Genomic DNA, 14,991 nt, shown 5'->3' with positions numbered 1-14,991 from the left:
CTAGACCCGCTCCCACAGCTACCACGTTGCCTGCTGGCTTGAAGAGATTTCTGCAGGGGCGGGCGCGCCCGCGAAAGGACAGGCACGGGACAACACAGTCACTCTGCCTGGCTATGTTCTGCCAACAAACTCGGTCGCCTCAGCTCCGCCTGCATCCAGCTGGCAGACCCGCGCCGGCCGCCCCTGTTCATCGAAGAAAACCTGCCCCAGGCCCGCGCCATTCCACAACCGCTCGCCGGCCTTGCTACGGCTGGGCGTACGCGGCACTACCTCCATCTCGCGGCGCTTGGTAAACCAGTTGAGCGGCGAGCGCGGCGCATACAGCCAGCGGTTGAGGCGGTCGAGCACGTCCAGCAAGCGCCTGGGAAACTCGTTCTTGATCCCGCTGCTGGTAACCTGCCACAAATGCGGGCTGCGCTGGCGGTGGCGGATCAGCACTTCATAAACGAACGAGTAATGCACGTCGCCGGACAACACCACGTAATGCCCCGGCGTGCGCGAGTGCCTGAAGATGTTGAGAATGACCTGCGCGGCACCGCGATGGGCCATCCAGTTCTCGGCATCCACCAGCAGTGGGTAGCCCAACCAGCTGAATACCTTCTGCACCGTCTCGATCAGCTTCACGCCGAAGATCGGCGCAGGCGACACGATGATCGCCGACGGGTGGTCCAGCAGTGCTTGTTGCAGCTCGCTGAGCGCTTCCCAATCCAGCAGGCCGGACGGTCTGGCCAGGCTGCTTTCGCTGCGCCAGCGGCGGGTGCGGGTGTCCAGCACCAGCAAGGGCGGGTTGCTGGGCAGGCTGAACTGCCAGCCCTGGAAGCGCAGCAGCTCGCCGATCAGCTCATCCTGGGGCTGGCTGCCAAGCGCCTGGCATTGTCCGATCAGTGCCTTGCAAGCGTCCGGGTCGTTACCCCAGGCCTGGCACAGCAGGTAGCCGAGCAGGGCGTTGCCGATGATCCGCCGCGAGAAGGGGTGGCCATAGGCGGTTTCCTCCCATTGCGCCGACAGGTTCCAGTCGTCGGTGATGTCGTGGTCGTCGAAGATCATCAGGCAGGGCAGGTGGGCCATCACCCGTGCTACCTGGCCGAGGTTGTCGGCAAACGCCTGGATCAGCGGCAGCTCCTGCTGGTAACGGGCCTGGCGTGAAGCAGTGAGGTCGTCGGGCATGCCCAAGGTCACCAGTTGCCAGGGCACGGGTGACCATACCAGCAGGTACATGGCCATGACCTCGGCGAAGGTCACCAGGTGGTTGTCGGCATTGCTGGAGGAAAAGATCGGCTTGCGCTTGCCGCCGAAAAAGCGTTCGCGCAGGGTCTCGTTGCGCTCCTGGGCCGGCAACAGGTCGGCGCGGTGGTAGTAGCAGGCCGGGTGGCGGTACAGCGCCTGGCTGTCGGCCACCACGGCGCCTTCCAAGGGCTCGTCGAACAGGCCCAGGCGTGCGATCAGGGCATGGATGGCGCGCAACATCGGGCCAGCGACGTCGTCGGCGTACACCTGGTCGCCGGTCATCAGCAGCATGGCGGGGCGATCAGCCGGTGTTGTGCAGGCCTGCAGCAGGCGGTCGGCACACAGCAGGCCGTCGGCGGCCGGGTGATGCGGCTTGCGGCAGGAACCGTGCAGCAGGTGGTCGAGGCGGTCGCGCAGTACCAGGTTTGGGCGACGGGCGCCGGGGTAGAGCAGGTGCGGTGCCCAGTCAGCAGTGCCTTGGCCGTTGATCAGCAGGTCATATTCGAGCAGTTGATTGCAGGGCAGGGGGCGAGCGAAGTGGATGTCCAGCAAGTGGATGAAGGCGTGCTGGCCCACTGCAACCACCTGGCAATCGGCCTGTGCTTCGCCTGCCGTGCAGGTGAATTCGGCTTGCAGCGGTTGGTTGGCAACTAGCCAGATGGCCAGGCGCTGGGGTTCCAGGCGGCGCAGGATCGGGCCGGCGAGAACGAGGGGCAATGGGGTAGTGGAGGTCATCGACAGCTCGGGTGGCTATGCGGGCCTCTTCGCGGGCAAGCCCACACAGGTATGGCGACAACCTCGGGCCTGTCGCAATCCCGTGGGAGCGGGCTTGCCCGCGAACAGGCCCAGGAATTCAGTGCACAACTTACGCCAGATACACAGACGGGCGGAAAATGCTGAACACTTCCCGCCCGTCAGGCAGACGCGAGATGTATCAGGCCTTTTCGGCCATCACCTTCTCAAGCTTTTCCTGGTCCCGGGCGAACTGGCGAATGCCCTCGGCCAGTTTCTCGGTACCCATGGCATCTTCGTTCATCGCCCAGCGGAACTGGCTTTCGTTCAGCTGTTGCTTGGCCTCGCCGGCCTTGCCCGGTTGCAGTACCCGTGGCAGATCGCCCTGGTCGTCGCTCAATTGCTGCAGCAGTTCGGGGCTGATGGTCAGGCGGTCGCAGCCAGCCAGTTGTTCGATCTGGCCGATATTGCGGAAGCTGGCACCCATGACCACGGTGTTGTAACCATTGGCCTTGTAGTAGTTGTAGATGCGCGTGACCGACTGCACGCCCGGGTCTTCGGCGCCGACGTATTCCTGGCCGGTGCTTTTCTTGTACCAGTCGTAGATACGCCCCACGAAGGGTGAAATCAGGAACACCCCGGCATCGGCGCAGGCCTGGGCCTGGGCGAAAGAGAACAGCAGGGTGAGGTTGGTCTGGATGCCTTCCTTTTCCAGCTTCTCGGCGGCGCGGATGCCTTCCCAGGTGGAAGCCAGCTTGATCAGCACACGGTCGCGGCCCACGCCGGCGGCCTCGTACAGTTCGATCAGCTTGCGGGCTTTGGCCAGCAGGGCTGGCTCATCGAACGACAGGCGGGCATCCACCTCGGTGGAGATGCGCCCCGGAATGACCTTGAGGATGCCCGAACCCACGGCCACCGCGAAGCGGTCGCAGGCCAGGTCGACGTCGCCCTTGGCATCGGCTTTCACCTGCTTGAGCAGGTCGGCATAGCCGGGGATGGCGGCGGCCTTGAGCAACAGCGACGGGTTGGTGGTGGCATCGACCGGTTTCAGCCGGGTGATGGCGTCCAGGTCCCCGGTGTCGGCGACCACGGTGGTGAACTGCTTGAGTTGTTCCAGCTTGGAGGTCATGGGCGTGCTCTGTCCTGTGCAATGACTCGACATTACCCGAGCCCCGACGGCCGCTCAAGGGCCTGGGCACGGGCTTGCCCGGGAAGGGCTGTGCGAAAGGTGAAGATTCGAGTCGCAAGCTGCCCTGAGGTTCCGCAGCGGGTTGCCTGACGGCAGATCCACTGGCTGGCGTAACTGTCTTGCTATAGATCCAGAGGCTGCACACGCGTTTTGGCAGTGCGCATGCCCGCGAACACCGGCAAGGCAGGGGCAACCATCGCGCCGCCTGCTTCACCGGGAAATTGCTCAGCGCCCCTGCAACAGCTCCACCGCCTGGTCGAACACCGCCAACGGCTCCGCTGCCTTGTGGATGTCTGCCGACAGCAACTGACGGAACCGCCGCGCGCCTTTGAACCCTTGGGCCAACCCCAGGATATGCCGGGTAACGTGATGCATGGCGCCGCCGGCCTGCATGTGCGCGACGATATAAGGCCGCAACTGCGCCAGCGCCTCGCTACGGCTGACAATCGGCGTTTCACTGCCGAACAGCTGCTGGTCCACCTCGGCCAGCAAGTAGGGGTTATGGTAGGCCTCGCGCCCGAGCATCACGCCATCAAAGGTCTGCAGGTGCGCCTGGCATTCGGCCAGGGTCTTGATGCCGCCATTGAGCACGATTTCCAGATCCGGGAAGTCCGCCTTCAACTGCGCCGCCACGTCATAGCGCAACGGCGGGATCTCGCGGTTTTCCTTCGGCGACAACCCTTCCAGGATCGCGATGCGTGCGTGCACGGTAAAACTGCGGCAACCGGCCTCGCGCACCTGGCCGACGAAGTCGCACAGCTCGGCGTAGCTGTCACGGCCATTGATGCCGATGCGGTGCTTGACCGTCACCGGGGTCGACATCGCATCGCGCATGGCCTTCACGCAATCGGCCACCAGCGCCGGGTGGGCCATCAGGCAAGCGCCGATCATGTTGTTCTGCACCCGGTCGCTGGGGCAGCCGACGTTGAGGTTGATCTCGTCGTAGCCAGCTTCTTCGGCCAGGCGGGCGCAGGCGGCCAGCTCGGCCGGCACGCTGCCGCCCAGTTGCAAGGCCAGCGGGTGCTCGGAGGCATCGTGGCGCAGGAATCGTTGGGCGTCGTTGTGCAGCAGGGCGCCGGTGGTGACCATTTCGGTGTAAAGCAGGGTTTGCCTGGAGAGCAGGCGCAGGAAGAACCGGCAGTGGCGGTCGGTCCAGTCCATCATCGGCGCAACGCTGAAGCGGCGAGAAGGCTCAGGGCGCGTGGTTTGTGGCTTCGAGGCTGATTCTAGGGGCATTTTGGTCTACACGGTTTGTGCCGCTTTCCGGGGTTCTGGGGCGTTTTTGGTGCGGCATTGGTACGATGTACCACCGCCAAAGACGTTTGTACCAACGGAAATCATGGCAGCGGTCAAAGCAGGGCGGGGCGATGGGACGGTCAGCTGTACCGTCCAGATCCGCCTCGGGAAACAGTTGGCCTAGTCTATCAAGAACCCCGGACGTTCGCCCGAAACCTGCTTGTTAACCCAATACCGTCTGAAACCGGCGGCCAGTACCGCCGAAAACGGTCACATGTCCTGCTGCTTAAAGCCTGCGACAGCCGACAGCAATGCCGGCTCCCGCCTGCTACAGGGCTTCCTGATCTTGGGGTGACGTCTGCCGGCCGACCGCTACTCGCGCAGCTTGCTGTTTTCCTGGGAAACGTAACCGACGGCCTGCTTCGGCAGCAGTAGCGACAAGACTTCGGTCGGAACAAGGTTGTGCTTGATCGCCTCGACCCCCAGCATTTCCGAGCCTGGAATGCTCAGATGGCCCGGGTCGTAATACAGTGGTTTGCCGTTCAGGTAGGCAGAACAAGTTCCGTCCTTGCAAATCAGGTTACGAATGCTGAATGTCTGGACGTTGACGAAGCCCTTCGCTATCAAGCGAATCTTTTCGTTTGCGGAAAGGTCGCCCTTATCCGCGTAGGCAGAGCGTTTTTCGCAATCGGCAAACGGTATTTTCACCGATTTACGGGTGCACTCTTTGTCGTAGTCGACAAAGCCGGGTGCGCGCAGCGCGATGATGACGTTTTTTCCGGCTGCGGTCAGTTGCTTGAGCGTTTCGCGCATGTCCGCTTCAAAGTTTGGGTTCTGTGAATACCCTTGCCAGGTTCCGCCAATAATGACTGTTTTGTATGGGGCGAGATTTTGCCGAACCATCTGGTTGAAGGCTGGGCAGCTTTCCTGATAGCCCTTGACCACATACTTTTGGCTCAGGTTTCCGGGGAAAGGTGGGCAAGAGGGGTGTTCAAGGTTTCGCAGCGAGAAGCCGTAGTGGTCCGCCAGCACTTTGAAGTAGCCCATGAAATGAGCGGCATTGGAGTCACCGAAGAGGATCGCATCCGTTGGGCCAGTGCCCACGACGCATTTCGGGTTAGAAATGATCCCAGGCTTTGGCATTCCTTGGCATACGTACGGGTAGGCGTGGGCGGGGCCTGTGTTGTCATCCAGCGCTTTGAGCTTTTCAGCATAGCCATTCGGCGTGAGTGGGCCGAACATACCGTTCGATTGAATGGTCATGGCAGATACCGCACAGACCGAGGCGGCAGCCATGCCGATGGTCAACGTTTTCAGGCTGCTCTTCGAATTGCGGAACGGCTTTTCGATACAGAAGTAAGAGACCAGTGTCAGCGCACTTATCGCTGCAGCGCATGCCAGCCCACCGAACAGGGTAAGTTCGCCGAACGAATAGCGGTAAAGCGCCAGAACGGGCCAGTGCCAGAGGTACAGGGAGAACGAAATCAGGCCAACGGAAGTCATGGGTTTCAGCGCAAGCAGCTTACCCACCAGGTTCGAGGAGAATGCGCATCCCGCGATGATCAGCGCTGCGCCCAAGGCCGGTACAGCGGAGATGAAACCAGGGAATCCGTCCTCTTCACGGATGAAGATCAAGGACAGAATCACCAATACGGCGCCGGCATAAGCCAGGCCTGAGGCTGCGCGAGCGGTGATCCGATCGCGCGCTGCTTCACAACTGAAGTAGGCGAGCGCACCGATCAAAAGCTCTCCGGCCCGCGAAGGAAGCATGTAGTAGGCGAACGTAGGGTCTGCAATGAGTCTGGACTGGCCGTACCAGAACGAGGCCACCGCAGCGAGACAGGCCGTCAGCACAACAAGTCTGCGCCCACCGAACTTGAGCAACAGTAAGAGCAATCCTGGCCATACCAGATAAAACTGCTCCTCGACGCCGAGTGACCACATGTGAAGCAGCGGCACCATGTCGGAGGATGCTGCGAAGTAACTGGTATCCAGAAACTTCCAGAAGAAAATGTTCGCTGCCGAGAAGGTCGCGGCGACAGCTGATTGGGAGAGCTGCAGCGCATCCGCCGGCAGCATCAGGGCGGAACCGGCTATTAGTGTCACCAACGTGACGAACAGCGCTGCCGGGAAGATCCGTCGAACGCGGCGCATGTAGAAGTCGGCGAATGAGAAGGTTCCTGCAGCGATCTGCCTGGCGACGATGCCGGTGATCAGATAGCCGGAAATGACGAAGAAAATGTCGACGCCGACAAAGCCACCTGGCATCCACTGCTTGCTGAAATGAAAGATCGTAACCGCCAGGACGGCCACGGCCCGCAGACCGTCAATATCCGGGCGGTACGCTAATGCTTTGCTCATGAAATCCCTTTCGGAGGGCGCAGCCCTGGTAAGGAGTGGTAAAGGTTGCGGATTCTACAACTGATGCCGTCGTGATGTCAGGGACAGGTTGGTGTGGCGCGTAAACATGCGTTTCCCATCGGGGTATCGGCTTTTCCCGGTATACGCTCAAGTAAAGAAGGAGCAACGGACGGTTCCTTTTCGCCATCCTGTAGCTGGCCAGGATTGCCTGTTTCAACTCGTCTCGCCTGGCGCCAGAAATCACAGCGCGCCGATGCGCTCCAGCTCTTTTTGCAACCCGTCGCGATCCAGCGAGGCAAACGGCAAGCTGAAAAACGCTTCGCAGCGCTTGCGGATATGCCCCAGGGTAGCGCGGAAGGCCGCGTCGATCAGCGTTTCGTCACCCTTGACCTCGGATGGGTCCTCCAGCCCCCAATGGGCTTTCAGGGCAGTGCCGAAGTATACCGGGCAGGCTTCGCCGGCGGCCTTGTCGCAGACGGTGATGACGATGTCCGGCGGGTTGCCGGCGAAGGCATCGTTGCCCTTGCTGCTGAGGCCGTCGGTGGGTATGCCGGCCTGCTGCAGGGTAGTGAGGCTGCGCGGCAGCACCTGCCCCTTGGGGAAGCTGCCGGCGCTGATCGCCTCGAACCCTGCAGGTGCCATATGGTTGAACAGGGCTTCGGAAAGGATGCTGCGGCAACTGTTGGCGGTGCACATGAACAGAACTCGCATGGAAAACTCCTCGCGCGGGGGCGGATATCAGAGGCTCAGGCGCAATGCCAGCGCCGACAGGGTGATCAGCAGGACGGGCAGGGTCAGCAAAATGCCGACCTTGAAGTAATAACCCCAGGTGATACGCACTCCCTTGCGCTCCAGCACATGCAGCCACAGCAGCGTGGCGAGGCTACCGATCGGGGTGATCTTCGGCCCCAGGTCACAGCCGATGACGTTGGCGTAGACCATGGCTTCGCGCACCAGCCCCTCGGCGCCACTGGCCTGGATCGACAGGGCGCCGACCAGCACGCTGGGCATGTTGTTCATCACCGATGACAGCACTGCCGACAGCAGGCCGGTGCCGATGGCGGCGCCCCACACGCCCTGCTCGGCAAAGCGCTCGAGCAGGTGGCTGAGGAAGTCGGTCAGCCCGGCGTTCTTCAGGCCGTAGACCACCAGGTACATGCCAAGGGAAAAGATCACCACCTGCCACGGCGCTTCACGCAGCACGCGGCGAGTGGAAATCCGATGGCCGCGGGCGGCGACCGCGAACAACAACGCCGCGCACACGGCCGCGACCGCGCTGATCGGGATACCGAGCGGCTCCAGGGCGAACAGGCCGACCAGCAGGACCAGCAGCGTCCACCAGCCCACCACGAACGTCGCCTGGTCGCGAATCGCCGCCCGCGGCACCGGCAGGGCCTCGACGGCGTACTGCTTCGGCAGGTCGCGACGGAAGTACAGGAACAACACCAGCAAGGTGGCGGCCACGCTCGCCAGGTTCACAGGCACCATCACCGAGGCGTACTCGGCGAACCCCAGCCCGAAATAATCGGCGGACACGATGTTCACCAGGTTGGACACCACCAGCGGCAGGCTGGCGGTGTCGGCGATGAAACCCGCCGCCATGACGAAAGCCAGGGTGGCTGCTGGCGAGAAGCGCAAGGCCACCAGCATCGACATCACGATGGGCGTGAGGATCAGTGCCGCCCCATCGTTGGCGAACAGCGCCGATACCGCGGCGCCCAGCAGTACGCAAAAGGCGAACAAGCGGTAGCCGCTGCCGTTGGCCCAACGTGCCACATGCAGCGCCGCCCACTCGAAGAAGCCGGCCTCGTCCAGCAGCAGGCTGATGATGATGACGGCGATGAAGGTGGCAGTGGCGTTCCAGACGATGGCCCACACGGTCGGGATGTCGCCCAGCGACACCGCGCCGACAGCCAGCGCGATCAGCGCGCCGAGCGCGGCGCTCCAGCCGACGCCAAGGCCCTTGGGCTGCCAGATGACCAGAATCAAGGTGAACAGGAAAACGGTAAGTGCGACTAGCATGGCAGGCTCGAAAGGTGATTTAGCAGCAGGCGCTGGTTCGGACAGGGCGACCGTCCATGTTCTGCAGGCGCTCGGTATTGGCTTGCAGCCATTGGGCATTGGCTTTCAGGGTTACCTGCAGCAACTCGATGGCCCAGCCGGGCAGGGCCGGGTTGAGGCGGTAATACACCCATTGGCCTTGGCGGCGGTCCAGCAGCAAACCGCTGCTACGCAGTTGCGCCAGGTGGCGGCTGATCTTTGGCTGGCTGTCGCCCAGGGCGCACATCAGCTCACATACGCAGAGCTCGCCGAGGCTGGCAATCAGCAGGGTGGCACGTGCGCGGGTTTCATCGGCCAGGCTTTTGAAGAGTTCTGGAGGACTGATCATGCTGGGGCTCTTTACATATGGATAGTCGAATATACGTATTTCCATATGTTATGAGCAAGTAGCGGATAGCCCGCGAGCCAGACGGCTTGCCATCGCGACACCACCTTCAAGCAAGCGAGCGGACTTGACTCGTGAAATTTTTACTGTATTTTTTCATGAAAAATAACTCTAAAAATTTCACGGCAGTCCGAATCGATGAAGATGCACGAAGAGGTTGAAGCCCTCGCGATCCTTATTCACGACCTGCGCAAATTCAAGAACCTGACCCTGGGCGAGCTGGCCGCGCGCATCAACCGCTCGGTGGGCTTCCTGTCCCAGGTCGAGCGTGGGGTTTCGCGCCCGAGCGTGGCCGACCTCACCGCCATCAGCGAAGCGCTCGGCGTCTCCACCGCGTACTTCTACAACCTGAGCAAGCCCCGTGGCATCAGCTGGGTCACGCGCCCTCATGAACGGCGCACGCTGTACCTGGAATCGGGCATCACCGATGTGTTGGCTTCACCGGGCATCACCGGTGCCTTTGCCATGCTCGACAGCCGTCTCGAGCCAGGCGCCTGCAGTGGCGAGCCGTACCTGACCGACCGTTCCGAACAGGGCTGTTTCGTGCTCGAAGGCGAACTCACGGTGTGGCTGGACGACGGTGATGCCGTGACCCTGCAGGCCAACGACTGCTTCCAGCTGCACCCCCACGCGCAATTCCGTTACGCCAACCTGACGGAAAACACCACCCGTGTGCTCTGGGTCTTCAACTGAATTCGTTCACCTCACAAGGACAAGAAGATGAGTGTCATCTTTCCGGATCTGCTGGCAGAAGTGCGCGCATTTCGCGCCAGATACCCAGAAATACGTTATGTCGACCTGATTGCGCTGGATATCCCCGGGCACTTCTACGGCAAGCGCTACCCCATGGACATGCTGGAAAAGGTGGCTGCCGGCACGCCGTTGAAGCTGCCGCAGAACTGTGTGTTGCTGGGCACCCAGGGTGGCCTGTACCCGATCGGTGACTACTGCTTCGCCGATGGCGACCCGGATGCCGCCCGGCGCCTGGTGCCGGGTACCCTGAAGCCGGTGCGTTGGGAGCAGGAAGTGATTGCCCAGATGCTGATCACCTCCGACGGCACTGCCAAGCCGATCGAATTCGAGCCGCGTGAGGTGCTGGCCCGCGTGCTGCAGCGCCTGGCCAGGCGCGGCATCCATCCGGTGGTGGCCTTCGAGCTGGAGTTCTACCTGTTCGACCGCCAACTGGCCAACGGCCTGCCGCAGTACCCGCGCGACACGGCAAGCGGCGACCCGGATGACCAGCCAAACATGCACATCGAGCGGTTGTCGCGCTTTGCCTCGGTGCTGCACGAGATGGTCGACGTTGCCAACGAGCAAGGCGTGCCAGCGAACGTGATCACCGCCGAGCTGGGCCCGGGCCAGTTCGAGATCAACTTCTTCCACAGCGATGATGCCCTGAGCGCAGCCGACTGGTCGGCACTGTTCTGCCGCAGCACCCGTGGTGTGGCGATGAAACATGGCTATCGGGCCAGCTTCATGAGCAAGCCGTACCTGGAGGCGCCGGGCAGCGGCATGCATGTGCACGTCAGCCTGTACGACGATGCCGGCAACAACATCCTGGCGGCTGACGAGCAACGCAAGCTGCGCCATGCCGTGGCAGGCTGCCTGGAGCTGCTGCCCCACTGCATGCCGATCTTCGCCCCGAACCACAATGCCTACCGCCGCTACGGCGCGATGGTCAATGCGGCGAGCAAGGCCAGCTGGGGCTTCGAAGATCGCGATGCGTGCATTCGCATCCCCGAGTCCGACCCGCGCAACCTGCGCATCGAGCACCGCCTGGCCGGTGCCGACGCCAACCCGTACCTGGTGCTGGCGGCCATTCTGACCGGCATGGAGCACGGCCTGGACCGGGGCGTCGAGCCCATCGCCCCGCTCAACGACAACCGCCAGAGCGGCATCGATTTCCCCAAGGAGGCCTTCAGTGCGCTGGCTGCCATGCGTCATCACCCGGTGGTCAACCAAGGACTGGGCAGTGAGTTCGTGATGGTCTATTGCGAAAACAAGTACCAGGAGCAACAGGACTTCATGCGCCACATCGACGCCCGCGAATACCGCTGGTTCCTGTAGCGACCTGGGCTCCCCCGAGCCCTCTCTTTCCAGCGTTTCAATACAACGCGCAACATGGATTTGCCGGAGGAAGATATGCCACGTGTGCCCGTGATCGGCATTACCGCATGCACCCGCGTGATCGAGCAGCATGCCACCCAGACCATCAGCGAGAAGTACGCACGGGCGGCGGCCAAGGCGGCGTGCGGGTTGCCGATCGTGATCCCCAGCCTCGCCGAGCTGATTGACAGCGCCGATATCCTCGACGTGGTGGATGGGCTGATTTTCACCGGTTCGCCGTCCAACATCGAACCGTTCCACTACCGGGGCCCGGCCAGTGCTGCCGGCACCCATCACGATCCGCTGCGGGATGCCACCACCCTGCCGCTGATGCGTGCGGCCATTGCCGCCGGTGTGCCGGTGCTTGGCATCTGCCGCGGCTTTCAGGAAATGAACGTCGCGCTGGGCGGCAGCCTGCACCAGAACGTCCACGAGACCGGGCTGTTCATGGACCATCGCGAAGGCAAGGACGAGCCCATCGAGCAGCAGTATGGCCCGCGGCACGCGCTGCATGTCGAACCCGGCGGCATGCTCGAGCGCATGGGGTTGCCGGCGCTCATCGAGGTCAACTCCATCCATGGCCAGGGTATCGATGTGCTGGCCCCCGGGCTGCGGGTGGAAGCGCTGGCACCCGATGGCCTGGTCGAAGCGATATCGGTGGAGCACAGCAAGGGGTTCGCCCTGGCCGTGCAATGGCACCCGGAGTTCCAAGTCATGGATAACCCGCATTACCTGACCATCTTCCAGTCTTTCGGCAAGGCCTGCCGGCAACGTTCGGTACTGCGCCAGAAGCTGATGCTGTCCGCCTGAGCAGCACCGTTCGCAACTTACAAAAATACGGCGCAGCCCGGCTGCGCAAGCAGATGGAGTGAAAGCAATGAGTGAACAGAATTCCCAAACCCTGGCCTGGCAGGCGATGAGCCGCGACCATCATCTGGCGCCGTTCAGCGATGTGAAGCAACTGGCCGAGAAGGGCCCACGCATCATCACCTCGGCCAAGGGTGTGTACCTGTGGGACAGCGAAGGCAACCAGATACTCGATGGCATGGCTGGCCTGTGGTGCGTGGCGGTCGGTTACGGCCGCGATGAGCTGGCCGCGGTCGCCAGCCGGCAGATGAAGCAGTTGCCGTATTACAACTTGTTCTTCCAGACCGCGCACCCGCCGGCGCTGGAGCTGGCCAAGGCGATCGCCGATGTCGCCCCGCCAGGCATGAACCATGTGTTCTTCACCGGCTCCGGCTCCGAAGGCAACGACACCGTGCTGCGCATGGTCCGTCATTACTGGGCGATCAAGGGCCAGAAGCAGAAGAAGGTGATCATCGGCCGCATCAACGGCTACCACGGCTCCACCGTGGCCGGCGCAGGCCTGGGGGGCATGAGCGGCATGCACCAGCAGGGTGGGCTGATCCCGGATATCGTGCATATCCCGCAGCCGTACTGGTATGGCGAAGGCGGCGACATGACCGAGGCCGACTTTGGCGTGTGGGCGGCCGAGCAGTTGGAGAAGAAGATCCTCGAGGTTGGCGTGGACAACGTCGCTGCCTTCATCGCCGAACCGATCCAGGGCGCCGGTGGCGTGATCATTCCACCGCAGACCTACTGGCCGAAGGTCAAGGAAACCCTCGCCCGGTACGACATCCTGTTCGTCGCCGACGAGGTGATCTGCGGCTTCGGCCGAACCGGTGAGTGGTTCGGCAGCGACTATTACGGCCTCGAGCCCGACCTGATGACCATCGCCAAGGGCCTCACCTCCGGCTATATCCCGATGGGCGGCGTGATCGTGCGTGATGAAGTGGCCAAGGTGATCAGCGAAGGCGGCGATTTCAACCACGGCTTCACCTATTCCGGCCACCCGGTGGCGGCTGCGGTGGGCCTGGAGAACCTGCGCATCCTGCGCGACGAGCAGATCATCGAGCAGGTGCGCGAGCAGACCGCATCCTACCTGCAGCAGCGCCTGCGCGAGCTGGCCGACCACCCGCTGGTGGGCGAGGTGCGCGGCCTGGGCATGCTCGGTGCGATCGAGCTGGTGCAGGACAAGGCCACCCGCGCCCGCTACCAAGGCAAGGGGGTCGGCATGATCTGTCGCCAGCACTGCTTCGACAATGGCCTGATCATGCGCGCTGTCGGTGACACCATGATCATCGCGCCACCGCTGGTGATCAGCATCGCGGAAATCGACGAACTGGTGGAAAAGGCCCGCAAGTGCCTGGACCTGACGTACGAGGCTGTTCGTTAAGCGCCAGCCAGGGCCATCCGGGGCCGCAAGGCGGCCCCGATCTGCCCACGTGAAACCTTGCTTTGTGCAATGAATCCTGTACTTTTCAGGGCATCAATTTTCCCGTCCGATAGTCGCGATTCAACATGAAAGTGCACGAAGAGATCGAAGGCCTGGCCGTACTGATTCGCGACCTGCGCAAGTTCAAGGGCCTGACCCTGGGCGAACTGGCCCAGCGCATTGGCCGTTCGGTGGGTTTTCTTTCCCAGGTCGAGCGCGGCGTCTCGCGGCCAACCGTGGCCGACCTCACGGCCATCAGCGAAGAACTCGGTGTCTCCACCGCCTATTTCTACAAGCTGGACAAACCGCGTGAGCTCGACTGGGTCACCCGGCCACACGAGCGCCGTACGCTTCATCTGGCCGGCGGCATCACCGATGTGCTGGCATCGCCCACCATATCGGGGGCATTCTCCATGCTCGACAGCCACCTGGAGCCGGGCGCCAGCAGCGGCGAGGAGTACCTCGACGACAGCTCGGAACAGGGCTGCTTCGTGCTCGAAGGCGAACTGACCGTCTGGCTGGATGGCGGCGAGCCGGTAACGCTGCGCGCCAGTGACAGCTTTCAGCTGCAACCGCATGCCAGTTTTCGTTACGCCAACCTGACCGACAAGCCCACCCGGGTGCTCTGGGTGTTCAGCTGAAGCACTCAAGGCTGGTAACGCTTACCAACGCGTTTGGGCATCAAGTACAGGACCATGCGGCTGTCAGGAAGGCTGCCAGCACGCCAGGAAGGAACCTCTCATGACATACCGGCTTGCCATTTTCGACTTTGACGGCACGCTTGCGGATTCCTTTCCATTCTTCGTTGCGGTGTTCAACCAGGTTGCCGACAAGCATGCCTTCAGCCGTATTCACCCCGAAGAACTGGACGCTTTACGCAAGCTCGGGGCCCGGGAGATCATGTCGCATATCGGCATGCCGCGCTGGAAGCTACCGCTGGTAGCGCGAACCTTCATCGGCCTGATGAAGAAACATCGCGGCTCGATCGCGCTGTTCCAGGACATCGCCGATACGTTGAGCCAGCTTGATGAGCAGGGGCTGATCCTGGCAGTGGTGTCTTCCAACTCCAGGGATAATGTCACGCAAGTGCTGGGCCCCAGCTGTCGCCATATCCGCGCCTTTGAGTGCGGGGCTTCCATTTTCGGCAAGGCATCGCGCTTGCGTCGGGTGATGCGCAAGTTCGGCGTGGCGCCAGAGCAGGTCATCTATATAGGTGACCAACCCACCGATGGTGAAGCCGCAGCGACAGCGGGTATCGCATTTGGCGCGGTTGCCTGGGGCTACGGTACCCCTGAAGCATTCCGCACGCTCCACGACCATGAGTGGTTTGCCGAGGTGGGCGAATTGCGGCGCCTGGCAGCACGCCCCAGGGCGGTGAGTACGGCAAACGGCATACTGTAAATCACCCTCGGCACGCTG

13 protein-coding genes are annotated in these 14,991 nt (G+C 62.4%); 6 read left to right on the top strand and 7 right to left on the bottom strand.

Annotated features, from left to right (window positions below):
• Positions 1-111: 111 nt before the first annotated feature.
• The 7 genes from QSV36_RS04040 to QSV36_RS04010 all read right to left on the bottom strand — a co-directional run bounded on the left by QSV36_RS04040 (position 112) and on the right by QSV36_RS04010 (position 9,134).
• Entirely contained in the window at positions 112-1,962 is a 1,851-nt protein-coding gene (locus QSV36_RS04040; RefSeq protein WP_289130079.1) for an alkaline phosphatase D family protein, read from the bottom strand.
• 199 nt (positions 1,963-2,161) lie between these two features.
• Positions 2,162-3,088 (bottom strand): transaldolase, encoded by a 927-nt coding sequence (gene tal / locus QSV36_RS04035; protein WP_289130077.1) that lies wholly within the window; start codon positions 3,086-3,088, stop codon positions 2,162-2,164.
• Between the two features lie 285 nt (positions 3,089-3,373).
• Positions 3,374-4,384, bottom strand: a complete 1,011-nt coding sequence (gene dusA, locus QSV36_RS04030; RefSeq protein WP_289130076.1) for a tRNA dihydrouridine(20/20a) synthase DusA — start codon at positions 4,382-4,384, stop codon at positions 3,374-3,376.
• A gap of 372 nt (positions 4,385-4,756) precedes the next feature.
• Positions 4,757-6,745, bottom strand: coding sequence for an acyltransferase family protein (locus QSV36_RS04025; RefSeq protein WP_289130075.1), 1,989 nt, complete (start codon positions 6,743-6,745; stop codon positions 4,757-4,759).
• A 240-nt stretch (positions 6,746-6,985) separates the two neighbouring features.
• Entirely contained in the window at positions 6,986-7,456 is a 471-nt protein-coding gene (locus tag QSV36_RS04020) for an arsenate reductase ArsC (RefSeq protein WP_289130073.1), read from the bottom strand.
• Positions 7,457-7,483: 27 nt separating this feature from the next.
• Entirely contained in the window at positions 7,484-8,767 is a 1,284-nt protein-coding gene (locus QSV36_RS04015) for an arsenic transporter (RefSeq protein ID WP_289130072.1), read from the bottom strand.
• Between the two features lie 19 nt (positions 8,768-8,786).
• Complete coding sequence (locus QSV36_RS04010) at positions 8,787-9,134, bottom strand: metalloregulator ArsR/SmtB family transcription factor (RefSeq protein ID WP_289130070.1); 348 nt, start codon at positions 9,132-9,134, stop codon at positions 8,787-8,789.
• Positions 9,135-9,329: 195 nt separating this feature from the next.
• Here QSV36_RS04010 and QSV36_RS04005 point away from each other — a divergent pair, with 195 nt between their 5' ends.
• The 6 genes from QSV36_RS04005 (at position 9,330) to QSV36_RS03980 (ending at position 14,973) form a co-directional block, all read left to right on the top strand.
• The gene (locus QSV36_RS04005) at positions 9,330-9,884 is read left to right on the top strand and encodes a helix-turn-helix domain-containing protein (protein WP_289130068.1); all 555 of its coding nucleotides are present in this window, start codon (positions 9,330-9,332) and stop codon (positions 9,882-9,884) included.
• A 27-nt stretch (positions 9,885-9,911) separates the two neighbouring features.
• A complete protein-coding gene (locus tag QSV36_RS04000; RefSeq protein WP_289130066.1) occupies positions 9,912-11,258 on the top strand; it encodes a glutamine synthetase family protein in 1,347 nt (448 codons plus the stop codon).
• Positions 11,259-11,333: 75 nt separating this feature from the next.
• Positions 11,334-12,107: a gamma-glutamyl-gamma-aminobutyrate hydrolase family protein gene (locus QSV36_RS03995; protein WP_289130064.1), complete on the top strand. Its 774-nt coding sequence runs from the start codon at positions 11,334-11,336 to the stop codon at positions 12,105-12,107.
• A 67-nt stretch (positions 12,108-12,174) separates the two neighbouring features.
• The gene (locus tag QSV36_RS03990; RefSeq protein WP_289130062.1) at positions 12,175-13,533 is read left to right on the top strand and encodes an aspartate aminotransferase family protein; all 1,359 of its coding nucleotides are present in this window, start codon (positions 12,175-12,177) and stop codon (positions 13,531-13,533) included.
• A gap of 125 nt (positions 13,534-13,658) precedes the next feature.
• A complete protein-coding gene (locus tag QSV36_RS03985; RefSeq protein ID WP_170029128.1) occupies positions 13,659-14,213 on the top strand; it encodes a helix-turn-helix domain-containing protein in 555 nt (184 codons plus the stop codon).
• Between the two features lie 100 nt (positions 14,214-14,313).
• Positions 14,314-14,973, top strand: a complete 660-nt coding sequence (locus QSV36_RS03980) for an HAD hydrolase-like protein (protein ID WP_289130060.1) — start codon at positions 14,314-14,316, stop codon at positions 14,971-14,973.
• The last annotated feature ends 18 nt before the right edge of the window (positions 14,974-14,991 follow it).

Source organism: Pseudomonas sp. BCRC 81390, assembly GCF_030341915.1.
Taxonomy (GTDB): Bacteria; Pseudomonadota; Gammaproteobacteria; order Pseudomonadales; family Pseudomonadaceae; genus Aquipseudomonas.
The sequence above is the reverse complement of the archived record's forward strand: the minus strand, read 5'-3'. Positions and strand labels throughout refer to the sequence as shown.